We start from the raw sequence: 26654 nt of genomic DNA on the forward strand, positions 1-26654 counted from the left end.
TTGAATAAGAATTGAATGTAGCAAACTAATATGAGAAGGGTATGCAATGTTTAATTTTAATGACATATGCCTATGAACAGTAACTTCATAGGCATATAAAAAATTGTTTCTATCAAATTAAAAACAAAAATTAGTCACAACGGCCCATATAACGACGCTCAGCGATATGAATACGAATTTTTTCTCCGCTGGTTAAATATTCAGGGACTTGGACTGTTAGTCCTGTAGCCATGGTTGCGGGTTTAGTCCGTGCGCTTGCTGATGCGCCTTTAATTGCAGGTGTTGTTTCAACAATCACCATATCAACCGTTTGTGGTAGCTCTAATGCAAGAACTTGTCCATCCATTGTTAATACTTGCATTCCTGGTAACCCTTCTTCAGGAATAAAAAGTAATTCTTCTTCAATATCCGCTTTTTTGAAAATGTAAGGAGTGTAATCTTCATTGTCCATGAAGATATATTCATCACCATCAATATAAGAAAAACTCACTCCACGGCGTGTTAGCGAAATGGTTTCTAAAATATCATCGCCTTTGAAACGCTCTTCAACTTTCTGGCCAGTTTTGATATCAGTAAAGCGCATTTTATATAGCGTACTTGCACCACGAGCGCTAGGTGCTTGAATATCAATGTCTTTTACAAGTAATAGTTTGCCATTGTAGTTAATTGCTAAACCACGTTTAATTTCGTTGGCCTTGGCCATAAATAACCTTCTTTAGGGTTGTCAAAAAGAGTGCGACAAAATTACTCGCAGATAAGGAATTAGGCAAGATGCTGAAGTCAATTTTCAGTGAAAAATTTTTAGATAAATATCAGTATGAATATAACCTGTAGGTTATATTCATACTCGAATGGTTAATAGATAGGAAGTAAACCAGATAGCGACAATAAATGAGCAACCGCATTAATTAACCCAAAGAGGATCACGAAGCCAATGATAAAGGTCCCTCCTGGTGCTTTATAACTGTTGTTAGGGTAGCGTTTACGGCTTGCTTTCGCCATCAGGGCAGGGACAATGACAGCCCAAATAGTCGCTGCTAACCCTGCAAAACCAATCGCATAAATAAACCCATTAGGAAAAATTAAAGCGAGTATCGTTGGTGGTAAAAAGGTGACTAAAATGGATTTAAGGCGGCCAAATTTGTTATCTTCAAATTTGAAAAAATCAGCGATAAAATCAAATAACCCTAAAGACACACCTAAGAAAGAACTCGCTAAAGCCATATAGGAGAACAGGTTCAAAAACTGAGAAATAAAACTGCTTTGGGTGGAAATATTCATTTGGGTCAGTAATGCATCAATATTATTACCATTTTCTCTGATTTCAATAAATGAAGTTCTTGGAATATTTCCTTGAATCGCATACTGCCACAAAATATAGATAACCACGGTAATGGTTGCGCCATAGACGAGGCTCTTAACAACACTGCGGCTATCTTTATTATAATATTTTACTAATCCTGGCACATTACCGTGATAACCAAATGAAGTTAATAAATAAGGTAATGCGGCTAAGGCATATGGAAGATACTGGCTTTCACCTTGTTCAGTTTGGTTAAATAAGATAGCTGGAGATGCAGTTGAAACCATTCCACCGATTGACATAATAAAGGTGATTACCATTCCACCAATTAAAATAGTGCTTAACCTATCGACAGCACGCGTAGAAAGCCACACAAAAAAAGCCACTATGAAGGCAAAAATAAAGCCAGCACCTGCTTGAGGTATCTGTATTTTTTCTGACAAATTCGCTGCGATGATAGAGCTACCCGCAGAAATATAGGCATAAGTAAGTATGTAAAGTACAAAGGTGACGGATAAACTATTAATTGAATTCCATGTCGAACCCAACAAATCTTTAACCATCGTATGGAAACTAGCGCCCGCAGGGTAATTCATATTGGCTTCTAAAATCATTAACCCAGAAAGTAACATGCAAATAAAGGTATAAATCAACAGTATGACGGAGCCTGTGAACCATACGCCAGAAGTCACCATAGGAATAGAAAACATACCAGCACCCACTGCGGTACCGGCAATGATCATAGCACCTCCTAATATAGAAGGATTTTTTTGTTGTGTTGTTCCATCAATAGCCATGGTGGCTCCTAAATATATTGTTTCACTGTACTAGCTAAATGATACGGCAAGCATGAAGTATTGTAAATATAGTAAATAGAATAAAACAGGGAAAAATGAGTAATTAGAAAGGGATGGATAATAAACGTACAACGCGAGAATGTTTGTACGCTTACGATTAATTAGGCGTTTTGGCGATAGAAACGTTGTGTTAGCCAGAGGTCAACCGCGTTGCGACTAGCCTCAAAATGCGGTTCTGGGAGTTTGTCTGGTGAAACCCACATTAAGCTTTCACATTTATCTGGTTCCATAATTTGAGGCTCAACATCACCGTCATATTCAACATGCATGCAAACAGAAACGGTGTGTTTACCTTCTTGTTGGTGAGTTTGTAAATTATTGCTGATGCCAAAAACAGTGGGGGCTTGGATATCAATACCTATCTCTTCTTTTATTTCGCGAATTGCACAGGTTTCAAAAGATTCACCGGGGTCGACATGTCCGCCGAAAATGGACCAATAGGGCGCATGTTTACTACTGCGTTTACCTATCAAAATTTGCCCATACTTGTTAGTGATTAGCACACCGACACCAACGACGACGTAAGCAGGCTCAGACATATATTCTCCTTATTATTTTATTTTTCAGCGCGCTGATCCTGACATAATCTTGTAGAAAAACAAGCAGGAAAAAGTACAAATATCACTGAAAACAATATGCTTTAATGTTATAACTATACTTAAATTTAAAGACACGATAATCATGATAAGGGAGATTAGTGGTTATGACTCGCCGGGTTGCTACAATTACATTAAATCCTGCTTACGACCTTGTGGGCTTATGCTCTACTATCGAAGTGGGGGAAGTCAATTTAGTCAAAACCGCTAGCCTCAATGCGGGTGGTAAAGGGGTCAATGTCGCAAAAGTACTCCGTGACTTAGGTATTGATATCACTGTTAGTGGTTTTATGGGAAAGGATAACCAAGAGGAATTTCAACATTTTTTCAGTGAAAATGGCATGGCTAACCGCTTTAGTATGGTGCCAGGACGAACACGAATTAACGTAAAACTCACTGAAAACAATGGGGAGTCGACTGATTTCAACTTTTCAGGTTTTGAGGTCAGCAAAGAAGACTGGAACCGTTTCTCGACAGAATCACTCAATTGGCTTGGCCATTTTGATATGGTTGTGGTTAGCGGAAGTTTGCCAAGTGGTATTGATCCAGAAGAATTTACTCGGTGGATGACTCGCCTTCGCCAATTATGCCCATGTATTATTTTTGATAGCAGTCGAGAAGCCTTAAAGGCGGGTTTAAAAGCGTCACCATGGCTAGTAAAACCTAATCGTCATGAGCTAGAAAGTTGGGTTGGTCGAAAACTACCAGACTTACAAGATGTCGTAGCTGCAGCCCATGAATTAAGAGATAAAGGCATTTCCCATGTTGTCATATCGCTAGGGGAAGAAGGGGCTCTGTGGGTTAATGCTTCGGGTTCTTGGCTAGCTAAACCACCACATTGTGAAGTGATAAGCACGGTTGGGGCTGGTGACTCGATGGTGGCAGGGCTAGCTTACGGGCTACTCAATGGTGAGTCCAGTGAGCATACCTTACGTATGGCGACTGCAATTTCTGCACTCTCAGTTTCCCAGCCAGATGTCGGCTTAAAAAATAGAAATAAATTAGCGGATATGATGGCAAAAATTGAAATGAAATCGTTATAGGTCATTCAGTTCAAATAAAACCCCCATATGATAAATGCGGGGGTTTTTGTTATTAGAAAGTAGGCTAAATCGCTAATTATTTTGTTGTGCTTTTAACCACGCAATTTCTTGTGGCCAAATATCGGGGTTTACGGTTTCTAAAATCAAAGGGATACCATCGAAGCGGTTATCTTGCATAATGTAAGTAAATGGTGCAAAACCAATATTCCCTTCACCTAAACTATGGTGGCGGTCGACACGGCTGGCAAATTCACTTTTCGCATCATTAAGGTGCATTCCTTTTAGAAATTCAAACCCGACAATTTCTGCAAACTGGTCAAATGTTTTATCACAATCTTCGGCAGTGCGTAGGTCATAACCTGCGGCAAAAGCATGACAAGTATCGATACACACACCTACACGGCTTTTATCTTTTACCCCATCAATAATTTTTGCGAGATGTGTAAAGTCAAAACCTAAGTTAGTACCTTGCCCTGCCGTATTTTCAATGACAGCAGTCACTCCCTCGGTTTCAGCAAGCGCGATATTAATAGATTCAGCAATCCGCGCTAAACAGTCGTCAATTTCAATTTTGTTTAAATGACTACCTGGGTGGAAATTAAGTAAATCAATACCTAATTGCTCACAGCGCTGCATTTCATCGATAAAAGCGACCCGAGATTTTTCTAGAGCTTCAAATTCAGGATGACCTAAATTGATTAAATAGCTGTCATGGGGCAGGATCTGGTGTTTACCGTATCCATATTTTTTGCAGTTATCTTTAAATTTTTTAATCACTTCTTCGTTAAGTGGTGCAGCTTTCCACTGACGCTGATTTTTTGTGAACAATGCAAAAGCGGTTGCGTTGATTTCATGTGCGCGAATAACGGCTTGGTCAACACCACCAGAGGCGCTGACATGTGCTCCAATATATTTCATTTTTGACTCCTTTTTATTGGAGTATGCCATTAATAAGCGAATAAATGAAATCAACAAAAAAGCCACCGGTTAAGGTGGCTAAAAACGAGGAGAATGTAGATTAAAAAATGTTTTGAATCAGTAGGTTAATTAATAGTCCGCCAACTATCAACCAAACAAACAGTATCAACGCCATTAGCAATGGTTTAATGCCCGCTTGGCGAATAGCGCTAACATGGGTAGTCAACCCTAAAGCAACCATTGCCATAGCAAGTAAAATGGTATCCAAAGCAATAACTTGCTGTACTAATGCCTGAGGCAGTAAATTGAGTGAGTTAAAACCTGCGACAACAATAAAAAATACAGCAAACCAAGGAATAGTAATTTTACTTTTTTGGGTCTTTGTTGTTTGGTTTGCAGCCGTTTTACGGCTTAAAAACGCAGATAAAATAATTAAAAATGGCGCAAGCATCATGACACGGATCATTTTGGCAATAACAGAGGCATTTTCTGCGTCTGTACCAATTGTATGGCCTGCTGCAACAACCTGTGCAACTTCATGTACTGTTGAACCAATGTAAATTCCAAAGGTTTCTTCTGTTGCCGGAAACCAACCAAAGTGCGCGTTTAATTGGTAAATCCAAGGGTAAACAAAGATACAAATTGTACCAAAGATAACAACAGTTGAAACGGCAACAGCGACTTTACTCGCAGAAGCTTTAACGACAGGCTCAGTTGCCATGACCGCGGCTGCGCCACAGATACTACTGCCAGCACCAATTAATAATGTTGTTTCTTCATCAAGACCGAACACTTTTTTGCCTAGCCAATACGCTAATAAAAATGTCGATGTTAATGTTAAAGCATCAATAATTACACCAGTAGCGCCTACGTCAGTGATCTGTTGAAAAGTAAGGCGAAAGCCATACAAAATAATCCCGGCACGTAAAAAATAGTGTTTGGCAAATTTAATGCCAGCATCACAAGATTGACTGGCTACGGGGTAAAAAGTATTCCCGACAATAATTCCTAATAATATTGCGAGAGTTAATGCACCTAAACCAATATCCATAAACCAGGGTTGGTCACCGAGGTAAATTGCAATAGCAGTTAGAATACCCGCTAGAATAATACCTGGTATGAGTTTAAATATAGGGTTTAGGCTATTATGCTCAAGGGTGTTGGTGTCACTTTTATTCATGATAATACTCTTTATTACCGCTTATAAGATTTAGTAATAAGGATATAACAAAAGTAATAATAATTTAAATTGATTATCATTATATAATCTACCACCAAAATAGATTATAAGTTTCTTCTGGAATATTGCGAATAAATCGTTAATATTAACATTATTATTACAAATACTAAAAATCACGTTGGGGCTTACCTTTATGCGAATTACACTTAGGCAACTTGAGGTTTTTACGGAAGTATTAAAAAGTGGCTCCACGACGCAGGCATCTCAGTTATTAGCACTTTCACAATCGGCTGTCAGCGCGTCGCTAACGGATTTAGAAGGTCAATTAGGCGTTCAATTATTTGACCGTGTGGGTAAACGACTTGTTACGAATGAGCACGGAAGGCTGCTATATCCCAAAGCTTTAGCGTTATTAGAGCAAGGGTTAGAAGTCGAGCAATTATTTAAAAAAGAGATGGGCGCAGTGCGTCTTGCAGCAAGTACAACGATTGGTAATTATATTTTACCAGAAGTCTTAGCGGGTTACCGTCATGACCACCCGGATATTCCTTTAGAGCTTTTTATCAGTAACACAGAAGAAATTATTAAAGCAGTCATGGAATTTAGAGCCGATGTTGGGTTAATCGAAGGCGTTTGTCATAGCCCTGAGTTAATTTCAAAAGCATGGTTAAAAGATGAACTCGTTATTTTTGTTTCACCCCAAAATCCATTGGCGAATAAAAAAGTTTCTTTAAAAGATTTGCGTGATGCGCCTTGGATTTTGCGTGAAAGAGGTTCAGGTACGCGGGATGTACTCGACCAATTATTATTTGCACATCTTCCTGGCTTTCATATTTTAATGGAGCTAGGGAATTCAGAAGCTATCAAGCATGCAGTTCGTTATGGAATAGGTATAAGTTGTTTATCTCGTCGGGTGATCGAAGAGCAATTAGAAAATGGCTCTCTAGTTGAACTAAAAATAGATGAACTTCATTTAGAAAGAACGCTATATTTGATTTATCACCGCCAAAAGCATCTTTCGAATGCGATTACTAACCTTCTGTCTTACTGTAATTAAAAATCCTCGTCATCTTTTAACCTGTCGCGTTGTTGGCTGCAATCGACGACCCAAGTCACATACTAATGTATGCTCCTTGGATAGTCTCAATTGCCGCCTAGCGACACGCTAAAAGCTATAGAGGATTGCAGTGAATGTGTTGCACTTGTGATAGGCTATCGCGTTGTTGGCTGCACTTTTTATGTGCCTTGAACAGCCACATTTGCCGCTACTGACACGATAAAGAAAATAAGACGTCGTCCTCTTATTAAGAGGGTATACTGAATTTTTTGAGATAACGCATTTTACTTATAATTTTGTGTGAATTATGAAGGTATCTTATAACAGTGAAGAGTTGCTTAGTTCTCACAGTCTATTTTGCTAGAATCCCTGCGATATTAGCTGAATAATAAAATGCAGGGAACAAATGTCAGAACAACATACCAATACTATCTCGCAGGGCGGCCCACAAAGACTACGCCGTGAGCTAAAGGCACGCCATCTTGCGATGATTGCTATCGGTGGGTCCATCGGTACAGGTTTATTTGTTGCCTCTGGGGCAACGGTTGCACAAGCAGGCCCCGGTGGAGCACTCCTTTCTTATGCTATCATTGGTTTAATGGTCTACTTTTTGATGACCAGTCTAGGTGAGTTAGCCGCATATATGCCCGTTTCAGGCTCATTTGCAACCTATGGTGCAAAATATGTCGATGAAGGTTTTGGCTTTGCACTTGGGTGGAACTATTGGTACAACTGGGCTGTGACCATTGCAGTTGACTTAGTTGCCGCTCAATTAGTGATGACTTACTGGTTCCCAGATACCCCCGGTTGGATTTGGAGCGCCATTTTCCTTGCCATTATTTTCTTACTGAATTTCATCTCAGTTAAAGGGTTTGGTGAGGCTGAATACTGGTTCTCATTAATAAAAGTCACCACGGTCGTCATTTTTATTGTTGTCGGCGTATTAATGATTTTTGGCATCATGAGCGGTGCGGAAAATGCCGGGTGGCATAATTGGGAAATTGGTGATGCGCCTTTTGCTGGTGGTTTTTCAGCCATGATTGGTGTGGCAATGATAGTTGGGTTCTCATTCCAAGGAACTGAATTAATCGGTATTGCTGCGGGTGAATCGAAAGACCCCGCTAAAAATATTCCAAAAGCCGTGCGCAAAGTATTTTGGCGTATCTTGTTATTCTATATCTTTGCAATCTTAATTATTAGTTTGATCATTCCTTACACTGATCCAAACTTACTGCGTAATGATGTCAAAGATATTAGTGTAAGCCCATTCACTTTAGTATTTGAAAATGCAGGCTTATTATCTGCGGCAGCAGTAATGAATGCGGTTATTTTAACAGCGGTATTATCGGCAGGTAACTCCGGTATGTACGCATCAACGCGTATGTTGTATACCTTAGCCCGTGAAGGTAAGGCTCCGCGTATTTTCGCCCGTTTATCTAAAGGTGGCGTACCTCGTTATGCATTGTTAGCAACGACGGTTGTTGCAGGGTTATGTTTCCTAAGTTCCATGTTTGGCAACCAAACGGTGTACTTGTGGTTGTTAAATACATCGGGGATGACAGGGTTTATTGCTTGGTTAGGTATTGCCATTAGCCATTATCGTTTCCGTAGGGGCTATATTGCACAAGGGAGAGATCTTAATGACTTACCTTATCGTTCAGGTTTTTTCCCAATCGGCCCTATTTTTGCCTTTATTTTGTGCTTAACAATCACGTTGGGTCAAAACTACCAAGCTTTTTTAGAAGATAAAATTGATTGGGTAGGGGTTACCGCAACTTATATTGGAATTCCGTTATTTTTAGCAATTTGGTTTGGTTATAAAATAGCGAAGAAAACGACGTTTATCCGTTATAAAGACATGAGCTTTCCAAGTTACCGCGAAAATTTAGATAAATAATTTTTTAAAATATCTATCATCAATAACAGCACTCTTCATAGGGTGCTGTTTTTTTATATATAGCGCAATAAACCTACATTTTGGCGGTAAAATAGGCTGAATGTTTGGGTTTACGATAATGGTCACAGAATTCCATTGATGAAACCCATGATTAAACTAATAATCGTATTGATAAGTATTCTTATTTGCTTTATTGTTACCTCATAAAAAAGTAAGTCAATGAGGTTAAGAGTGGAGCTCAATACTATGTCGTCGGTAGCCAAGAAGTCTGTAGCTAGGTCGGTAGTAAAAGGAATAAGTTTAGCGTTATTAGCAAGTGCCAGTATGAGCGCTTGGGCTGCAACGGTGACTGATATTGCAGGTCGTACCGTTGAGGTTCCTGATAATGTTAATCGCATTTTATTAGGCGAAGGACGCCTATTTAGTGCAATAGCTCTGCTAGAAGGTGATAAACCCATTGAGCGAATTGTAGGTTGGCAAGGTGACCTTCGAAAACTAGACCCGCAAACCTATGCTGTTTATAAAGCGAAATTTCCTGAAATTGATAACATTCCATTAATTGGTAATACCAGTGCAGATAGCGTCAGTTCAGAAAAAGTATTAACCCTAAATCCGGATATTGCCATTTTTGGTTTATCAGGTCATGGACCGGGTAAAAATAGTGAGTTAGTCAACCAACTGGAAAAAGCGGGTGTCCCTGTCGTATTTGTGGATTTCCGTGATAAACCACTGGAAAACACTTTACCAAGCATGCGTTTACTTGGTAAAGCATTGAACCGCGAACAGGCGGCAAATAAGTATGTCGATTTTTATGAAAGAAACCAAAAATTAGTCACTGATATTACTTCGAAAATACCAGAAGATAAAAAACCAAGTGTTTTTATTGAGTTACGCGCTGGTGCTTTTGAAGATTGCTGCGGTACCGCTGGCGATGGAAATATGGGGAATTTTATTGATTTAGCTGGTGGTAAAAATATTGCTAAAGGTGTTTTGCCGGGCGCACTTGGTACGATGAACTTAGAGAAAATCATTGCTGCAGACCCAAATGTTTACATTGCATCTGGTGCAAAAGCACCGGGTAGTAAAGATGCCGGCGTTCAATTAGGCGCACAAAGCACATTAACAGATGCACAAAAAAGCCTGAAAAAAATTACTGAACGTAAAGGGATTAGCTCGTTATCAGCCGTAAAAGATAAGCAAGATTATGCTATCTGGCACAATTACTATAACTCTCCATACAATGTGATTGCGACGCAAGTTTTCGCCAAATGGTTTTATCCAGAACAGTTTGCTGACCTTGAACCGCAAAAAACACTCGAAGAATTGCACAGAGAGTTTCTCGCCATTGAGCCTACAGGTGTATATTGGGTCAGCGAAAAGTAATGAAAACGGGTAAGAGTTGATGAGTATTACGAGCGAGCCAATGATTACGGCTGAAAAAGCGGCTATTCAGGCTGACGATAATGTAAAACAGCATTATCAGACTATGTTACGCCGTCGATTGACATGGATAGTTGTTATCATCGCGGCAATTTTATTATCACTGGTTATAGATTTTACCTTGGGGCCTTCAGGGTTATCTCTCGAGCGCTTATGGCAAACGTTGATAACCCCAGAGTCGGTTGATGCAGGAACGCGTGTCATTGTCTGGGACATTCGCTTGCCTTACGCATTGATGGCCGTGGTGATTGGCATGTCATTAGGGCTTGCGGGTGCTGAGATGCAGACAATCCTCAATAACCCGTTAGCGAGCCCATTTACATTAGGGGTATCTAATGCCGCGGCATTCGGCGCCGCATTAGCAATTGTTTCTGGCATTGCAATTCCAGGCGTGCCCGACCAGTGGGTGATATCAGCCAATGCCTTTATTTTTGCATTATTAGCAGCGTTGATGTTAGACGCAGTAACCCGCTGGACACGCGTAGCAACTTCAGGTGTCGTACTGTTTGGTATTGCGCTTGTGTTCACCTTTAATGCATTGGTTTCCATGATGCAATTCATCGCAACAGAAGATACCTTGCAGGGTTTAGTCTTTTGGACGATGGGCAGTTTATCAAAAGCGACTTGGGTGAAACTTGGGGTGATGGCATTAGTTTTCGCACTTATTTTCCCAATTGCCATGATGAGTTCATGGAAGCTAACGGCTTTAAGATTGGGTGAGGATAGGGCGATCAGTTTCGGTATTGATGTGCGCCGTTTAAGGTTAACAACGTTATTACGCATTAGTATTTTATCGGCGCTAGCCGTGGCATTTGTCGGTCCTATTGCCTTTATTGGTTTAGTTGCGCCACATATAGCAAGGTTGATTTTTGGTGAAGATCACCGTTTTTATCTGCCTGCAAGTGCATTAATTGGGGCGTTAATTTTATCCATGGCCTCAATAGCGTCGAAGAATATTATTCCGGGTGTGATTATCCCTGTTGGGATCGTGACCTCGTTGGTTGGTGTACCGTTCTTCCTAAGTATTATTTTGCGTCATAGAGGGAACGTATCATGAGTGGCCTGATTATTAACCAATTTAATGCAGGTTACCCTAAACGTCCCGTAATTGAGAACCTATCGACGGATATCTTGCCTCGCGGCAAGATCACGGTATTACTTGGGCCAAATGGTAGTGGTAAATCCACATTATTACGGTCGTTGGCGGGGTTAAATAAGGCAACAGGGCAGCTGTTACTGGATGGTCAGGACTTAACCCAACAGAGTTTTGCCCAGCGAGCACAAAATGTGGTGTATTTACCGCAAACGTTACCTGCTGGTGTGCACCTGTATGTTTTAGAGTCAGTGATTGTTGCTCAACGTGCTTCAGGCGGTTTGAGGAATGAGAATAGTAAAGACGAAGTGATGGGGTTATTACGTCAATTGGGTATTGAGCATTTGGCGTTAAGTTATTTAGACCAACTCTCAGGTGGTCAAAAACAATTAGTGGGTTTGGCACAATCTTTAATTCGTCAACCCAACTTATTGTTATTAGATGAGCCTTTAAGTGCGTTAGATTTAAATTACCAATATCATGTGATGGATTTAGTCGCAAAAGAGACGAAACGTCGAAATATAATCACGGTTGTGGTGGTTCATGATATTAATATTGCGCTCAAACATGCGGAGCATGTATTAATGTTGAAACAAGGTAATTTAATTGCTCAAGGCGAACCCGCTGAGGTTATTACCCCCGAAAGCCTTGCTGAGGTTTATGGCGTGCGGGGTCGTATTGAACGTTGTTCGCAAGGTGTGCCACAAGTCCTAATAGATGGGCTGGTTGATAAATTAGCAAGTTAATATAGTAATAGAATAGTGTGCTTGCAGCATTTGGCAAGCACATTAAATAAAATATAGAGGGCGCAATATTAAAAAATCAAATCTTAATTAATAGTAATTACCCATAGGAAATTTAATTGAATTATATAATGGTTTTTACCATGAATTTCCTATGGGTATTTAAATACCCCAATAATAAAAAATATTTTTTGATTCAATGAAATCAATGTGAGCAAATCAATTCATATATAAAACAAAATATCTCTTGGAGAGTTGGGAATGGTTGTTTTTAATAAAAGAAAAGTGGCAATTAGCATTATTGCGGCTATTGCTGCGGCGCCTGCATTTGCTGATGATAGTAATGATAAAATCTATGTAACAACAGCATCAGGCTACCAACAGAAAATTGAAGATGCACCTGCGTCTATTTCTGTTGTGACGCGCGAACAACTCGAAACTAAAGCTTACCGTGATGTGACTGACGCATTAAAAGATGTACCGGGTGTTTTAGTGACCGGTGGCGGCAGTAGCTCAGACATCAGCATCCGTGGTATGGATGCTAAATACACCATGATTTTAATCGATGGTAAACGTGTTGACACACGTACAACTCGCCCAAATAGTGATGGCTCTGGTATTGAACAAGGTTGGTTACCACCATTACCAGCTATTGAACGTATTGAAGTGGTACGTGGCCCAATGTCATCGCTGTATGGTTCAGATGCGATGGGAGGGGTAATTAATATTATCACTCGTCGCGTACAACAAGAGTGGACGACCAGTTTACGTGCTGATACAACATTAACAGAACGTAAAAATTCAGGGAATACAGGGCAAGGCAGCTTTTACACCTCAGGCCCATTAATTGATGGGTTATTAGGTGTAAAACTGCAAGGCCAATATTCACATCGTGGTGAAGATAAAATCATTAATGGTTTTAACCGCCAAATCATGGCGAGTGGTGGAGCAACAGTATCGTTGACCCCTGATGACAAAAATACCTTCGACGCAGAATTTAAACGAGATAACCAACACCGTGATGACCGTGAAGGTTATACAAGCAAAAGAGGCGACGGTAGCGGTTTTAGCAAATATGAGTTGACTCATATGGCATTAACCCATACGGGTATTTATGATATTGCATCAACAGATACCTATGTTCAATACGATGAGACAAAAAACCCAGGCCGTAAAATGACGGCAGAAGACCTTGTTTTCCGTAATCAAAGTGTCTTTTTACTGGGTGACCATAGTTTAAGTATTGGCGGTCAATATCGTAAAGAGAAATTGAAAGACGAAGGTAATAAATTTAAACAGTATAATCAGCTTGAACGATATAGCTGGGCGTTATTCGCAGAAGATGAATGGTTAATGACCAATGACTTTGCGTTAACGGGTGGTATTCGTATGGATAAAGATGAAAACTACGGTTCACACTGGACTCCACGTTTGTATGGTGTATGGCATGCTGATGAACAATGGACAATTAAAGGTGGGGTAACTACAGGTTACAAAGCACCAAGCTTGCGTGAATCGTCTGCAAACTGGGGACAAGCAACAGGTGGTAATGCAGGTAATGCCGTTATTTATGGTAATCCTGACTTAAAACCAGAGAAAAGTGTGACCGAAGAAATTGGTGTTATCTGGAACAATCAAGATAATATTACTGCGGGGATAACTATCTATAACACTGACTTTAAAGATAAAATTACTGAAGTTAGGCGTTGTGAAGAAAATAGTAGCACAGTAAGAGCATGTACAGTAGCTCAAGATGGTGAAGGTGACAAACCTAACCAACCGTATCGTTTCATTAGCGATAAAGCGAATGTTGATAAAGCAAGGATGCGCGGTGTTGAACTAACTTTCAACTGGCGTATTGTGGATGACTTAAGTTTTGCAGCTAACTACACCTATACTGATACTGAACAAAAAAGTGGTGTAAATAAAGGTAAGCCATTAAATAAGCAGCCTAAACATATGGCTAACTCCACACTGACATGGCAAACAACTGAAGATTTAGAAACATGGACACGTATGAATTTTCGTGGAAAAACCTCTGAATACCAAGGTCGTGGACAAAAAATGTCAAGTGGTACAGCATCTTATGCTTTGTTTGATTTAGGTGCGAGTTATCAGCTTAACAAGAATGCGAACATTGTTGGTGGTGTCTATAACGTCTTAGATCGCCGAATCGATAATGCGACTTACGGTGCTGAATTAGAAGGCCGTCGCTACAATATCGGTATCAACTACAACTTCTAATCGAAAAAACAATTTCGATTAATCCAAACCCTTTGGCTTCTACCAAAGGGTTTTTTGTTGATTAAAACCTGATAAAAATCATAAGAAAAGAGGTTATAAGCAGATATGGCAAAAAGTCAGAAATAATCAAAATTTCTTATGGAAAATAGGGTGATTTGTTAACAATTTAACTTGCTATTTGTGGTTATGGCGTGCAAAATGCGCGAACTAAAAAATAACTGATGCTTAATTAAATGAAGCATCGGTTTTTTTGTTTTTAGGAACGTTCATTCTAGCGGGGCCGGACATAGAGCCGGAGAGATAATTTTAATATTTACGTGTAGCAAACATTTTTCGCTACCGATTTGAGGAATGCTTTTATGGCTTACTTTTTCGCATTCGCAGCAGGGCCAGGCGCTGGTGGCTGCCGTATCGATGACTATGGGGCTCTCGGTGGCTTCGCTCACACGCCTTTCTCCCTTTCTTCGTTTTTCTCTGCCTATAGGCAGATGCAAAGTCTTCCCAGTAACTGTCGATTAAGCCGAAGTAGTATGCAATCGAAAGTTATGGGAGGGCTTAGACGTGCAAAATAATACTCCAATTCCATTAGACATCGGTCACAATCAAACGGGTGCGAATAACCGCGTACAACTTGCAAAAACCTTAACATTGGTGCAAGTAGTGATGATCGGTATTGCGTATATCCAGCCAATGACGATATTTGATACCTTCGGAATGGTGTCAGATAAAACCGGTGGACATGTTCCAACTTCATACATTATTGCACTTGCTGCGATACTGTTTACTGCTCTGAGCTACGGTAAATTGGTGAAACGTTTCCCATCAGCCGGTTCAGCGTACACTTACGCCCAAAAATCGATGAGCCCTCATATTGGCTTCTTGGTGGGTTGGACATCCTTGCTGTCCTATATTTTTATGCCAATGATCAACATCTTATTGGCTAAAATTTATTTACAAGATATTTTCCCTAATGTTGAACCAGCGATTTTTGTTGTGGGTTTAGTCATTTTGATGACGGCAGCAAACTTACGCGGTATCAACGTGATAGCGAACTTAAGTACCGTGATTGCGATTATCCAAGTTGGTGTCATGGCGGTCTTTACGGGCTTAGTCATTCACGGTGTTTCGAATGGTGAAGGTTCAGGTGAGATTTGGACATTTAATCCATTTGCTAATGAAAAAACCGAAGTGATCCCACTGATAGCTGGGGCGACAATTCTTTGTTTCTCATTCTTAGGTTTCGACGGATTAAGCTCATTGTCAGAAGAAACGCCAAATGCAGGTAAAGTCATCCCGCGGGCTATTTTCTTAACTGCGTTAATTGGTGGGGTTATCTTTATTACCGTTTCTTTCTTCTTACAGCAATACTTCCCAGATGTATCACGCTTTAAGAATATTAACGAGACACAGCCAGATATTATGCGTTTTGTTGCTGGAGCATTCTTCCAGTCAATCATTCTGGTGTTCTCATGCGTTACGGTATTAGCGTCAGGTATGGCCGCTCATGCGGGTAGTGCGCGTTTAATGTATGTCATGGGGCGTGATGGAGTATTCCCAGAAAAAGTATTTGGCTATGTTAGCCCAACGTGGCGCACCCCTGCATATAACGTATTAATGGTTGGTTTCTTAGCACTAGGCGCTATCTGGTTTGAAATGGATTTTGCAACCGCATTAATTAACTTTGGTGCACTAATCGCGTTTACCTTCGTGAATATTTCGGTTATCAGCCAATTCTTTATTCGTGAACGCCGTATGACTGGGGCTAAAAATATCATTAACTATTTGATTTTACCTGTCATAGGGACATTAACAGTCTGTGTGTTATGGCTAAATATTGAAGAAGATTCAATGGTATATGGTTTAGTCTGGACTGCGGTTGGTTTAGTTTATATGGCTATTTTAACGCGTATGTTTAAGCGTCCTATGCCGCAAATGAGCGACATCTAACTATATTCTTCATATTTCGCGCTGTAGCTGCGTTGCGTTCTCAAAACGACATGGGTCACATACTTATGTATGCTCCCCATGCTCGTTTTGCTCGGCGCCTTGCTACAACACGAACTATTTTGAATATACTCAGAATTAGAATTGATCAAATAGCGTCCTTGAGGCGCTATTTTTTTACCCGTTAAGAATTATTTAAGATAAAGCGTGTAGCCTATTAACATCATAATATTATGTGATATTGTTGTTACAACACATAATGCATAACTATGATAATTACGAATTCGATTAATAAGGCACACAAATGAATGATGCAAAGAAACCTGAGAATCAACGGTTATTACTGACGCTTAGGAATATTGTTGGCAAAAAAAATATTTTAACAGAGCCGCATAAAACAGAACGTTATCGCAAAGGCTTTCGCTCTGGTATGGGGGATGCAATCGCGGTTGTATTTCCAACAACATTGCTCGAACAATGGTATGTTTTCAAGGCGTGTGTTGAAGCGGACAAAATTGTCCTGATGCAAGCAGCGAATACAGGGTTAACCGAAGGGTCAACACCGAGCGGTTATGATTATGATCGCGATATCGTCATCATTAGTACATTGAAATTAAACCAAATTCAAGTTTTACCAGAATTTAACCAAGTGGTTGCGATGCCGGGAAGCACTTTGTACGATCTGGAAAAAATCTTAAAACCATTAGGGCGCGAACCGCACTCTTTGATTGGGTCTTCGTGTATTGGTGCTTCTGTAGTTGGGGGGATTTGTAATAGTTCTGGTGGGTCGCTAGTACGCCGAGGTCCTGCTTATACGGAGCTGGCTCTCTATGGTCGAGTCAATGATGATGGCAAAGTAGAATTGGTAAATCATCTTGGTATCGATTTAGGAGACACCCCAGAAGAAATTCTGACAAATCTGCAAAATCGCGGTTATAGCAGTGAAGACGTGCAAGTTAGCGATAAATTAGCCTCTGATCACGAATATGCAGAACGTGTTCGTGATGTCGATGCCGATACACCATCACGCTTTAATGCTGATGAACGCCGTCTATTTGAAGCATCAGGATGCGCAGGAAAATTAGCCGTATTTGCTGTTCGTTTAGATACTTTCCCTGCAGATAAAAAAACACAGGTATTTTATATCGGTTCTAATAATCCAGATGTTTTGGAAGATATCCGTCGTTATATTTTGAGTGAATTTAAAAACCTGCCAGTAGCAGGTGAATATATGCACCGTGGTTGCTTCGATATTGCAGAAGTTTATGGCAAAGATACCTTTTTAATGATTGATAAATTCGGCACTGACAAAATGCCAATGTTTTTCACCATTAAAGGGCGAATTGATGCGGTATTAAATAAAGTCCCATTCCTGCCATCAAATCTGATTGACCGTACTATGCAGGTTCTCAGTAAATTATGGCCCTCCCATTTGCCGCCTCGTATGAAAGAGTTCCGTGATCGTTACGAACACCACTTAATGTTAAAAATGGCTGGAGACGGCATTGATGAAGCTAAAGTTTGGCTAAAATCTTATTTTTCAAGCGCAGATGGCGGCTATTTTGAATGTACACCCGAGGAGGGAGCAAAAGCATTTTTACATCGTTTTGCTGCTGCGGGTTCTGCGGTTCGTTATCATGCTGTCCACAACAAAGATGTGGAAGATGTTTTACCTCTTGATATCGCATTACGCCGCAATGATAGAAATTGGTTTGAAACGTTACCACCAGAAATTGAAAAGTTATTGGTGCATAAATTATACTGTGGCCACTTTATGTGCCATGTTATGCATCAGGATTATGTATTGAAAAAAGGCGTAGACCCGAAAGAGCTAAAAGAAAAAATGTTAGCTTTGTTAGATGAACGAGGCGCTCAATATCCTGCAGAGCATAACGTAGGTCATTTATATAAAGCCCCTGAACAGTTGAAATCGTTCTATAAGCAATCTGACCCAACAAATACAATGAACCCCGGTTTAGGTAAAACAACTAAACGCAAAAATTGGGAAGGGGATTGTAGTTGCGGTCATTCTCATGACCATTAAGGCACGTGTCATATAAATGAAAAAAAGCAGGTATTGGTAAGCATTTCAATATCTGCTTTTTTATGACTAAATTAGCTGGCGAGGTCTCTCGCATAATTAATCAATGCTTTTAATTGCTGGCAACGCTTTTCATCATGTTGATGCTCTACAAGTAATAGCTGTATTTGTTGCATATATTCTGTTAAACGCTCTTCATTAAAGTAGTCTCTACGGTGCTGTAACCAGCGCTGCTGCTCATCATAAGATAAGGTTGCAGGGTAATTACGTGCTTTATAGCGAAAGAAAAGTTCTTTCATGCGCTTATCTTCAAAACTTAATTCCAATGCAGGTAAGTTCTGTGGGGAAGTTTCACGAATAATATCCATCGTTGAGCGGTCAGAAGGACTGAAAAAACCATTATAAATTTGTGTATCGACATCATCTGACTCTGCAAATATTTGAGGCTCGCTAAATAACTCAATTAGTTTATTACGAATTTCAGGGTGCTTGCGTAAGGTTTCCAGATTGCGCATACATAAGTCACGGTCAACACCTGTTCGCTGTGCATCTTCTGGGCGCAGTGTCTTTTCTGGCGCTAAAATTGGGCATTTATTAATATGAACTAATTTTACAGGAATGGGAGAAGCGCCCGCCAATTCAGCTTTAGGCGTATATAATCGGGTACGTAATTGTTGAACGTCTAAGTCAATTAATGGTGAGATATCGGCAGATAAATCGCACATAATAACGGCATTTTTGTTATCAGGATGCCAAGCAAGCGGAGCGACTAAACTGGCATAAGAGCGCAATGCGCCAAACATACCAGAGACATGAACTAATGGTGTTATTTCTACAATATCAATAAGTTGACTTATTTTATTTTTATTTCTTAACTGATAAAAGTAATCGAACATTCGCGGTTGAGCGGCTTTCAACAGTTTTGCCATATTTATAGTCGCTAAAACGTCAGACATTGCATCATGTGCATTTTCATGAGCAACCCCATTTGCTTTGGTCAAATGTTCTAAACGCATACTCGGTAAACCATCTTCATTTTCTGGCCATTGAATACCTTCAGGGCGAAGCGCAAAACAGGCACGCAAAGTGTCGAGTAAATCCCAACGCGAATTTCCTTGTTGCCAACTATATGCATATGGGTCGTAAAAATTTCGGTAAAAAATATTACGCGTAACTTCATCATCGAAACGAATATTGTTGTAGCCCATAATACAGGTATTAGGGACACTAAAAGCCGCATGAATTCGTTTAGCAAACTCGGCTTCATTAATGCCTTGAGATAATGCGACTTGCGGGGTGATCCCAGTGATCATGACGGCTTCAGGTTGCGGTAAATAGTCATCAGCCGGAGCACAATAAAAAACTTCGGGTTCTTCAATGATATTAAAATCAAGGTCAGTGCGAACGCCTGCAAACTGCGCAGGCCTATCGAGAGCAGGGCGCTTACCAAAGGTTTCATAGTCATGAATAAAAAAGGTCGGTTGTTTTTTATTATCTTGCAACGTTTTCACCATTTTGATGATTATATAGTAGATTGATAGTGGTTAATTTATTGCTATTCACTATACCTTGTTGATTAATGATACCTTATCTACCGTAAAAGCTAAACCAAGGCTATCTGTTATTGAGTGGGTAAGATTGAGAGCCGCATAACTTGGATGATTTGATGAAATCTTTTACCCAGCAGATATTCGTCATTAATTTGCGAGAGTATATCGTGATTGATATCACATATATCAATTGTTAACGTTAACATTAGTGATTAACATCACAATTAACAGGCTATTTTGTGGTTTGAAATTAATGTTAACCTTAACATTTCATCAAGATAATTTTTGATAGGTGATGAAATATGAATCGTGGCTCAAGAAAGTATTATGCCTCTTTGAGTGCATTATTGTTTTTTTTCTTTTTCACGTGGTCATCAACGTTTTCTGTCGTCGCAATCTGGCTGCGTAAATATGTTGGCTTGGATGGGGCGGATACAGGATTTATTTTCTCTTGTATTTCGATTGTGGCACTTTGCGCACAGCCACTCTATGGGTTTATGCAAGATAAATTAGGATTACGAAAAAATTTACTGTTATTTATTGCAGTTCTACTGATTTCATCTGGGCCATTTTTTATGGTTTTCGGTACGTTGCTAAGATGGAATGTGTTTTTGGGTAGTGTTATTGGTGGTTTGTTTATTGGCATGACTTTTCATGCGGGCATTGGTGTACTTGAATCTTATACAGAGCGAGTTAGCCGATTACGTAATTTTGAATATGGAAAAGCGAGGATGTGGGGCTCATTGGGTTGGGCGACTGCAACGTTTTTTGCTGGGCGTAATATTAACCTGAACCCTGATTACAATTTTATCATGGCAACCGTTTCAGGCTTATTATTTTTAGTTATTTTATTGAATTTAAAAACGGCAAACGCAGATGCCTATAATAGCCTTGAACATGGTAAACCTTCAGCCATCACTGTGAAAGATGCTTTGCAATTGTTTGTACAGCCCCATTTTTGGGCTTTGATATTGTTTGTATTAGGTACCTGTATATACAGTGTGTATGACCAGCAATTTATGGTGTATTTTGCCCATCAGTTTCAAAGTGAGCAATTAGGTAATGAGATGTACGGTTATCTAAATTCATTGCAGGTTTTCTTGGAGGCAGGAGGAATGTTTTTAGCGCCATTTATCGTCAACCGAATTGGTGCTAAAAATGGATTGCTGTTTGCGAGTTCTGTCATGGCTCTACGCATTATTGGTTCAGGCCTAGTTGATGGCGCGATTATGATATCGATAATGAAATTACTGCATGCCGTTGAGCTCCCGATTCTGTTAGTCGCGATTTTTAAGTATAACAGCCTTCATTTCGATAAACGTTTGTCATCGACACTTTATTTGGTTGGCTTTAGTTGCATGAGCTCTGTCGTTGCAAGTATTTTATCGCCATTAGCGGGTTGGGGGTATGATAAAATTGGTTTTGCTGATACCTATCTGGTCATGGGGATATTTGTTATTATTACGACGATATTATCTGCATTTTGTCTCAGAGGTGATGGGGCAGGTCATCAAGAAATCAGAGAAAAAGATCAAACAAATAAATGTAATCAAGATCACTCCGAAAATTTGGTCGTTAAAGTATAAAGTGAAATCAATTTTCAGCGGAATAATTTGATAAATATGCGAAACGGGCTTGTAACTCAATAGGATTAGATTGTATTGTGTTAATAGATAATGCGTTTTGAATATTGACTAGAGGGTTTTAAACATGGACAACGCTAACAAGCCGTCTTTCCAAAATGTTCTGGAATTTGTGCGTATGTTTCGTCGCAAAAATAAAATTCGTCGTGAAATCACCGACAATGAGAAAAAAATTCGTGATAACCAGAAGCGTGTTTTGCTGCTGGATAACTTGAGTGAATATATAAAACCAGGTATGTCGATTGAAGATATTCAGGCAATTATTGCGAATATGCGTAGTGATTATGATGATCGTGTTGATGATTATATTATCAAGAACGCTGAACTCTCCAAAGAACGTCGTGAAATATCGAAAAAGCTCAAAGAGATGGGTGAATTACCGCGTATTGATGTGAAATAATTACCACGTAAAGCCGAGGTCATCTCGGCTTTATTGTTTTTGACTTGAGTTGATAGATAGCATTGACCGCACGTAGTGATTATAAATTTAACCTATTAACTTGTTTGATTAATGCGGTTGCTAACCTTTCCATTTCATTTTCTGCAATAAATCCCATCGTCACTGCTGCTGCGACAAGCTGGCCTTCACCATTAAATACAGGACAAGCAATAGATTGCGCTCCGGGAATTCCTTCAGTTGGTTGGTAACGGATGGCATAGCCTTGTTGGATAACTTTATTAATTTCGTCCTGCGAATAGGAATTCGAACCAAATTGGTTATCAAATGCAGAATAAATCAGCCCAGCTGCACTTTTTACGACAGGCAATGGCGTGTTAGGTAAAAAGTCAATTTCAATATTTTTGAAGCTACGATTATATTTCACTAAAGACAGTGCCTTTCCTAGACGCGTGGCTATGCCTGTTGAAACGTTTTGTTCATCGCGAAATTGAATCAAATTATTGTTAATGGCGTCGATGTATGAGTCTTCAGGTTTAACAAAATTAGCTAAGAAGGTTAAATTGCGGCCTAAACCATAACGGCTAGTTTGAGTATCTTGGTACAGCATTTGTGTACGGCACAGTGAAACCAAATATTTATGTAGACGGCTTTTTGATATCTCACAACCTTTTGAAATATCCGCTGCACGAGCAATGCCCCCATTTTGAGCAATATAATTTAAAATGCTTACGGCTATATCAACAGAATTAACACCTTGCAGAGTAGACATACATAAACCTCAGTTTAACAAGTCCTGAAATTTTACCATGAGTTGCCTTGCGCTGCTAACGAACCAATAACGCAGAAGAATAATCCGAAAGCGGTAGCACCTTATTACCTATAAATAGATAGAATTATTGATGCTACTCAAGTTCATCTTTAGTGAATGGCGTATATATATAGTGTACTTATAAAGGCAATGTCGAGGTTTACTATAATGAAAACGATAAATTCACTACGTTTGAAACGCCGAACTCTACTCAAAGGGCTTGGCGTTGTAGGGTTGGCGAGTATCGCCCCCAGTTCTTATGCACAAGGAAACAGCAATCAACCCTTACCGAAGGTGCGACTCAAACTGTCGGACTACAAAACATTTCGGTCAACTTGTGCAATGGAGTGTTTGCATTGCAACCTAACCGCATATACCTACCAAGGTAAGCTGATGAAAATTCAGGCGACGGAAGGGTTTAATGTCAAATGTTGCTTGCGAGGTATGAGCCGAACTAAATGGGTCTATCATGACCAACGCATCAAAACACCGTTACTACGAGTAGGCGAAAAAGGTAAAGCTGAATTCAAACCGATAAGTTGGGATGAGGCGCTGGATCTTATTGAAAAAAATATTAGAGAGACCATTGATAAATATGGTAATGAAGGGTTGTTTATTTCCACTCATGCCGGAAATATGGACTCGATTAAAAATGATATGGGGAAGGCTTTCTTTGATTATTTAGGCGGTTCAACGAAACAAGCGGGTTCACTTTGTTGCTCTGCTGTAACAGCTGCGATGATCCCGATGCTCGGCCTGAGGTATGCAGACACCCGCGATACGATAGCGGATAGCCGTTATATCCTGTGTTGGGGCAATAACCCAGCTGTTACGATGCAAGCCTATTTTAAAAATTATAACCAAGCGAGAAGAAATGGCGCTCGATTAGTGGTGATTGATCCGCGTTTTAGTGAAACAGCTGCAAAAGCGGACGAGTGGATACCTATTATTCCAGGGACAGATACCGCGCTTGCTTTAGGTATGATTAAAATTATTATTGAAGAAAACCGGATAGATGAAAATTTCTTGAGGGCTCATACTGGCGCGGTTTATTTGGTCGATGCGAATCAAAAACAAGTCAGGCAAAACAAAGATGATAAGGACAGCTATTTAGTTTTCGACACATTAAGCAGACAATTAGTTCGTCATGATTCATCGGGCATTAAACCGGCACTTTTTCAACATGAACTTCCAGAGGATTTGAATTACACCACTGTTTTTGAACAAATTTACCAGCAAGCAAAAGGTTGGGATATTGCCCGGGTCAGTGAAGAAACGGATGTTCCAACGGAAACTATTGTACGTCTTGCTCGGGATTACTCATCAATAACTCCTTCAATGATTGTGCAAAACATGTCAGGAGCACAACGAACCGAACATGGCGCTTATGTCGCAGGAAGCCAGTTCTATCTCGCCTTATTGACTGGAAATATAGGTAAACGAGGGGCGGGTGTTTGTGATGCTGGCGGAGCTCGGCAAATGGCGAATTTTAGTCCAATAGTGCCACCGGCGCCGAATGTGAAAAACATTCCTCCCATTCCTGTAGCGAAAGTTGGCGATTTTATCGTCAATGAAAAGCCACATCCGATTAATTTCTGGTGGATTATGACGATGGGGGTTATGACCCAATTGCCGAATACCAACAAGGTTCGCGAAGCACTAAAGAAAGTTCCATTTGTTGTGGTAGCCGATAACCTCATGAGCTCAACAGCCTTATATGCTGATTTAGTTTTACCGGTGACCACTATTTTTGAAGATACCAGTTTGATGGCGGGCGTTCGTAGCCAATATGTCCAATTAATGGAAAAGGCGGTTGAGCCAGCAGGTGAAGCAAAACCCGACTATTGGATTTTCGCCCGATTAGCAGAACGTTTCGGGTTTGGCGACGTATTTAATAAGCCAATAGAGCACTATATTGATGCCTGTTTAGTCGGCTCTGGTATCACTCGCCAAATGTTAGAAAAAGGGCCAGTACGCCCAGTCGAAGGGGATTGGATACCGTTCAAAGATGGTGTGTTTAGGACATCAACCAAAAAAGCACACTTATTTGTTGAAGATTGGCAAAAGAAAAATTTTTCACCTGTCGTCGCTTACTACCAAGTGACCGAGTCTGTTAAAGGTTCACCTGAATTAGCCAAAAAGTATCCTTTGATGGCGGTTCAGCGCAAGTTAGCGCGTAGTGTGCATTCAAGTCATGGAATGAATGAATGGATCCTTGAAGTACAACGAAACCAGCCGAATGTCTTGATTCACCCAGAAGATGCTAAATCACGAGGCATTAAAGATGGAGAATGGGCGATCACCTTTAATGACCGAGGAGAACACCGAGCAATTGCTGTCGTGACAACGCATATTAAAAAAGGCGTAATTTCACTGGATAACGGCTGGTGGGAACAACAGGGGGGGAGCAGCAGTCATGTCACGAATGACCAAGTTGAACATTTGGGAACGGGGCACTGCTGTAATAGTACGTTAGTTGATGTAAGAAGGGAGGCTTAATCATGGTCAAGCAATATGGTTTTTTAATAAATACAAAAGATTGCTATGGTTGCCGCACTTGTTCAATGGCTTGTAAATCTGAGAATGTGACCCCGCCGGGCGTCTTGTGGCGTCGAGTTCGTGAATTCAATGATGATTCACCGAATACTCAAGCATTTATTACGATGTCTTGTAACCATTGTGATGACCCACAGTGTTTAAAAGTTTGCCCAGCAGACACCTATACCAAACGGGCGGACGGTATTGTCGTTCAAGATCATGAGAAATGTATTGGTTGCCAGATGTGTATTATGGCTTGTCCATATCATGCTCCTGTCTTTGACCCAGCAGAAGGGAAAACCAGCAAGTGTAATATGTGTGCGGAACGGTTAGATGAAGGCCTACTGCCAAGGTGTGTGGAGTCTTGCCCTACGGGTGCCATTGAGTTTGGTGATATCACTGAACTACGTAAAAAGCACACGACGAACTGGGCGGTACTGGAACATCGTTACAATATGCCAGACCACACGATCAGCAATCCAAACATTGTCATTATTGGGATGGAGGATTAATCATGGATATTAAACATATGGAACTCCCTCTGGTATTTTTTACAGTGATGAGCCAATGGGGGATTGGTGCGGTTCTCGCATTAACCATTTACCAAATGAAAGCCTGTCAAGGCTCCTTATTATCAGGCTCTGTATTACGTCGCGCAGTGCTATTGATATGGCTGATTGAAGTTATTGGTTCATCGATGTCAATGGGGCATTTAGGTGTGCCTCTCGAAGCATACCGTTCCGTTCTGGGGCTAAGTCATTCATGGCTAAGTCGCGAGGCAGTGACATTTGTATTATTAAATGGTGTTATCACTTTGTGGGCTCTATCTTGCTGGTTACAACCCACAGTAAACACGCGCAATACGATATTAGGCTGGATCAGCGGGATTGGTGGATTAGCCGCTATACTTGTCACAGCACAAGTCTATTATCAAATGGTTGCTCATCCATTATGGCATACACCGGCAACCCAAATCGCGTTTATAGGCAGTGCAATTGTCCTTGGTTTTAGTCTAGTAGCCTTATTTGTTATTGAGCAAGGCAAGTCATTACCCTCGACCATTAAAGTTGGCGTGCTGATAGGCGTTGCATTGGTATTAATTGCACAGATTATTCGCTTACAATTACCTGCAAGCCAAGGCGGGAGCTACTTGCTATGGTGGCAAGTAGTGATGAGTATGATATTGCCTTGCATTATGGCGGTAAAAGTATACAAGGAACGACCATCCGCCGTCTTACTTGTATTGATAATGTTGGCGATGTTTAGCGGAGAGTTGGCCGGTCGTGCATTGTTTTATGGGGCGGTTATGATCCAAGCTCCTTGGTTCTAAAAATCCTCGTCATATTTCGGCCTGTCGCG

At 40.3% G+C, this 26654-nt stretch carries 22 protein-coding genes; 15 read left to right on the plus strand and 7 right to left on the minus strand.

What is annotated here, in order from left to right; translation table 11 throughout:
- Window positions 1-130: 130 nt before the first annotated feature.
- The 3 genes from yeiP to PSE72_RS14170 form a co-directional block, all read right to left on the minus strand.
- Window positions 131-703: an elongation factor P-like protein YeiP gene (gene yeiP, locus PSE72_RS14160; RefSeq protein ID WP_272690987.1), complete on the minus strand. Its 573-nt coding sequence runs from the start codon at window positions 701-703 to the stop codon at window positions 131-133.
- A gap of 152 nt (window positions 704-855) precedes the next feature.
- Window positions 856-2100: a tryptophan permease gene (gene mtr / locus PSE72_RS14165; RefSeq protein WP_004911904.1), complete on the minus strand. Its 1245-nt coding sequence runs from the start codon at window positions 2098-2100 to the stop codon at window positions 856-858.
- A 161-nt stretch (window positions 2101-2261) separates the two neighbouring features.
- The gene (locus tag PSE72_RS14170; protein WP_004911901.1) at window positions 2262-2699 is read right to left on the minus strand and encodes a nucleotide triphosphate diphosphatase NUDT15; all 438 of its coding nucleotides are present in this window, start codon (window positions 2697-2699) and stop codon (window positions 2262-2264) included.
- 164 nt (window positions 2700-2863) lie between these two features.
- Here PSE72_RS14170 and fruK point away from each other — a divergent pair, with 164 nt between their 5' ends.
- Complete coding sequence (fruK, locus tag PSE72_RS14175) at window positions 2864-3799, plus strand: 1-phosphofructokinase (protein WP_004253135.1); 936 nt, start codon at window positions 2864-2866, stop codon at window positions 3797-3799.
- Window positions 3800-3871: 72 nt separating this feature from the next.
- On the opposite strand, the gene nfo is transcribed toward fruK, so the two are convergent.
- On the minus strand, window positions 3872-4717 hold the full coding sequence (gene nfo / locus PSE72_RS14180; RefSeq protein WP_115167053.1) for a deoxyribonuclease IV: 846 nt from the start codon (window positions 4715-4717) through the stop codon (window positions 3872-3874).
- A gap of 100 nt (window positions 4718-4817) precedes the next feature.
- The gene (locus PSE72_RS14185) at window positions 4818-5897 is read right to left on the minus strand and encodes a YeiH family protein (protein WP_115167054.1); all 1080 of its coding nucleotides are present in this window, start codon (window positions 5895-5897) and stop codon (window positions 4818-4820) included.
- 193 nt (window positions 5898-6090) lie between these two features.
- Here PSE72_RS14185 and yieE point away from each other — a divergent pair, with 193 nt between their 5' ends.
- The 9 genes from yieE to dld all read left to right on the plus strand — a co-directional run bounded on the left by yieE (window position 6091) and on the right by dld (window position 18359).
- Window positions 6091-6954 carry a DNA-binding transcriptional regulator YeiE gene (yieE, locus tag PSE72_RS14190; protein ID WP_004911888.1) on the plus strand — a complete coding sequence of 288 codons (864 nt, stop codon included), beginning with the start codon at window positions 6091-6093 and terminating at the stop codon, window positions 6952-6954.
- A 406-nt stretch (window positions 6955-7360) separates the two neighbouring features.
- Window positions 7361-8851, plus strand: a complete 1491-nt coding sequence (locus PSE72_RS14195; protein ID WP_004911886.1) for an amino acid permease — start codon at window positions 7361-7363, stop codon at window positions 8849-8851.
- A gap of 246 nt (window positions 8852-9097) precedes the next feature.
- Window positions 9098-10234, plus strand: coding sequence for an ABC transporter substrate-binding protein (locus PSE72_RS14200; protein WP_217007700.1), 1137 nt, complete (start codon window positions 9098-9100; stop codon window positions 10232-10234).
- A gap of 19 nt (window positions 10235-10253) precedes the next feature.
- The gene (locus PSE72_RS14205; RefSeq protein WP_115167056.1) at window positions 10254-11348 is read left to right on the plus strand and encodes a FecCD family ABC transporter permease; all 1095 of its coding nucleotides are present in this window, start codon (window positions 10254-10256) and stop codon (window positions 11346-11348) included.
- Window positions 11342-12130, plus strand: coding sequence for an ABC transporter ATP-binding protein (locus PSE72_RS14210; protein WP_109911588.1), 789 nt, complete (start codon window positions 11342-11344; stop codon window positions 12128-12130). Before PSE72_RS14205 ends, PSE72_RS14210 begins: the two co-directional genes overlap by 7 nt.
- 258 nt (window positions 12131-12388) lie before the next feature.
- The gene (locus tag PSE72_RS14215; protein ID WP_109911589.1) at window positions 12389-14371 is read left to right on the plus strand and encodes a ligand-gated channel protein; all 1983 of its coding nucleotides are present in this window, start codon (window positions 12389-12391) and stop codon (window positions 14369-14371) included.
- A gap of 359 nt (window positions 14372-14730) precedes the next feature.
- Window positions 14731-14943, plus strand: coding sequence for a hypothetical protein (locus PSE72_RS14220; protein WP_004253162.1), 213 nt, complete (start codon window positions 14731-14733; stop codon window positions 14941-14943).
- On the plus strand, window positions 14933-16318 hold the full coding sequence (locus tag PSE72_RS14225) for an APC family permease (protein ID WP_115167057.1): 1386 nt from the start codon (window positions 14933-14935) through the stop codon (window positions 16316-16318). Before PSE72_RS14220 ends, PSE72_RS14225 begins: the two co-directional genes overlap by 11 nt.
- Window positions 16319-16619: 301 nt before the next feature.
- The gene (dld, locus tag PSE72_RS14230) at window positions 16620-18359 is read left to right on the plus strand and encodes a D-lactate dehydrogenase (RefSeq protein WP_198641576.1); all 1740 of its coding nucleotides are present in this window, start codon (window positions 16620-16622) and stop codon (window positions 18357-18359) included.
- 71 nt (window positions 18360-18430) lie between these two features.
- On the opposite strand, the gene sbcB is transcribed toward dld, so the two are convergent.
- Window positions 18431-19858, minus strand: a complete 1428-nt coding sequence (sbcB, locus tag PSE72_RS14235; RefSeq protein WP_272690988.1) for an exodeoxyribonuclease I — start codon at window positions 19856-19858, stop codon at window positions 18431-18433.
- 350 nt (window positions 19859-20208) lie between these two features.
- Here sbcB and PSE72_RS14240 point away from each other — a divergent pair, with 350 nt between their 5' ends.
- Complete coding sequence (locus PSE72_RS14240; protein ID WP_004911868.1) at window positions 20209-21492, plus strand: MFS transporter; 1284 nt, start codon at window positions 20209-20211, stop codon at window positions 21490-21492.
- A 124-nt stretch (window positions 21493-21616) separates the two neighbouring features.
- Entirely contained in the window at window positions 21617-21949 is a 333-nt protein-coding gene (gene tmaR, locus PSE72_RS14245) for a PTS system regulator TmaR (protein ID WP_004253179.1), read from the plus strand.
- A gap of 79 nt (window positions 21950-22028) precedes the next feature.
- Here the strand turns inward: tmaR and PSE72_RS14250 are convergent, their stop codons facing one another.
- Window positions 22029-22718: a helix-turn-helix domain-containing protein gene (locus PSE72_RS14250; protein WP_004911864.1), complete on the minus strand. Its 690-nt coding sequence runs from the start codon at window positions 22716-22718 to the stop codon at window positions 22029-22031.
- A gap of 207 nt (window positions 22719-22925) precedes the next feature.
- Here PSE72_RS14250 and PSE72_RS14255 point away from each other — a divergent pair, with 207 nt between their 5' ends.
- Genes PSE72_RS14255 through PSE72_RS14265 form a run of 3 tightly spaced genes read left to right on the plus strand, consistent with a single transcriptional unit; the run spans window position 22926 to window position 26625 of the window.
- Window positions 22926-25256, plus strand: a complete 2331-nt coding sequence (locus tag PSE72_RS14255) for a molybdopterin-containing oxidoreductase family protein (RefSeq protein ID WP_115167059.1) — start codon at window positions 22926-22928, stop codon at window positions 25254-25256.
- 2 nt (window positions 25257-25258) lie between these two features.
- A complete protein-coding gene (locus PSE72_RS14260; protein WP_198641579.1) occupies window positions 25259-25807 on the plus strand; it encodes a 4Fe-4S dicluster domain-containing protein in 549 nt (182 codons plus the stop codon).
- A gap of 2 nt (window positions 25808-25809) precedes the next feature.
- Window positions 25810-26625, plus strand: coding sequence for a dimethyl sulfoxide reductase anchor subunit family protein (locus tag PSE72_RS14265; RefSeq protein ID WP_115167060.1), 816 nt, complete (start codon window positions 25810-25812; stop codon window positions 26623-26625).
- Window positions 26626-26654: the final 29 nt, after the last annotated feature.

It is taken from the genome of Providencia sp. PROV116, assembly GCF_028482485.1.
Lineage (GTDB): Bacteria > Pseudomonadota > Gammaproteobacteria > Enterobacterales > Enterobacteriaceae > Providencia > Providencia rettgeri.

Bases quoted from the DNA above. Each gene is read 5' to 3' on its own strand.
- dld (WP_198641576.1), top strand. From the start codon at position 16,620: ATGAATGATGCAAAGAAACCTGAGAATCAACGGTTATTACTGACGCTT.
- yieE (WP_004911888.1), top strand. From the start codon at position 6,091: ATGCGAATTACACTTAGGCAACTTGAGGTTTTTACGGAAGTATTAAAA.
- PSE72_RS14260 (WP_198641579.1), top strand. From the start codon at position 25,259: ATGGTCAAGCAATATGGTTTTTTAATAAATACAAAAGATTGCTATGGT.
- PSE72_RS14265 (WP_115167060.1), top strand. From the start codon at position 25,810: ATGGATATTAAACATATGGAACTCCCTCTGGTATTTTTTACAGTGATG.
- PSE72_RS14185 (WP_115167054.1), bottom strand. From the start codon at position 5,897: ATGAATAAAAGTGACACCAACACCCTTGAGCATAATAGCCTAAACCCT.
- mtr (WP_004911904.1), bottom strand. From the start codon at position 2,100: ATGGCTATTGATGGAACAACACAACAAAAAAATCCTTCTATATTAGGA.
- yeiP (WP_272690987.1), bottom strand. From the start codon at position 703: ATGGCCAAGGCCAACGAAATTAAACGTGGTTTAGCAATTAACTACAAT.
- PSE72_RS14205 (WP_115167056.1), top strand. From the start codon at position 10,254: ATGAGTATTACGAGCGAGCCAATGATTACGGCTGAAAAAGCGGCTATT.
- fruK (WP_004253135.1), top strand. From the start codon at position 2,864: ATGACTCGCCGGGTTGCTACAATTACATTAAATCCTGCTTACGACCTT.
- nfo (WP_115167053.1), bottom strand. From the start codon at position 4,717: ATGAAATATATTGGAGCACATGTCAGCGCCTCTGGTGGTGTTGACCAA.
- PSE72_RS14215 (WP_109911589.1), top strand. From the start codon at position 12,389: ATGGTTGTTTTTAATAAAAGAAAAGTGGCAATTAGCATTATTGCGGCT.
- tmaR (WP_004253179.1), top strand. From the start codon at position 21,617: ATGGACAACGCTAACAAGCCGTCTTTCCAAAATGTTCTGGAATTTGTG.
- PSE72_RS14250 (WP_004911864.1), bottom strand. From the start codon at position 22,718: ATGTCTACTCTGCAAGGTGTTAATTCTGTTGATATAGCCGTAAGCATT.
- PSE72_RS14200 (WP_217007700.1), top strand. From the start codon at position 9,098: ATGTCGTCGGTAGCCAAGAAGTCTGTAGCTAGGTCGGTAGTAAAAGGA.
- PSE72_RS14220 (WP_004253162.1), top strand. From the start codon at position 14,731: ATGGCTTACTTTTTCGCATTCGCAGCAGGGCCAGGCGCTGGTGGCTGC.
- PSE72_RS14240 (WP_004911868.1), top strand. From the start codon at position 20,209: ATGAATCGTGGCTCAAGAAAGTATTATGCCTCTTTGAGTGCATTATTG.
- PSE72_RS14195 (WP_004911886.1), top strand. From the start codon at position 7,361: ATGTCAGAACAACATACCAATACTATCTCGCAGGGCGGCCCACAAAGA.
- PSE72_RS14170 (WP_004911901.1), bottom strand. From the start codon at position 2,699: ATGTCTGAGCCTGCTTACGTCGTCGTTGGTGTCGGTGTGCTAATCACT.
- PSE72_RS14255 (WP_115167059.1), top strand. From the start codon at position 22,926: ATGAAAACGATAAATTCACTACGTTTGAAACGCCGAACTCTACTCAAA.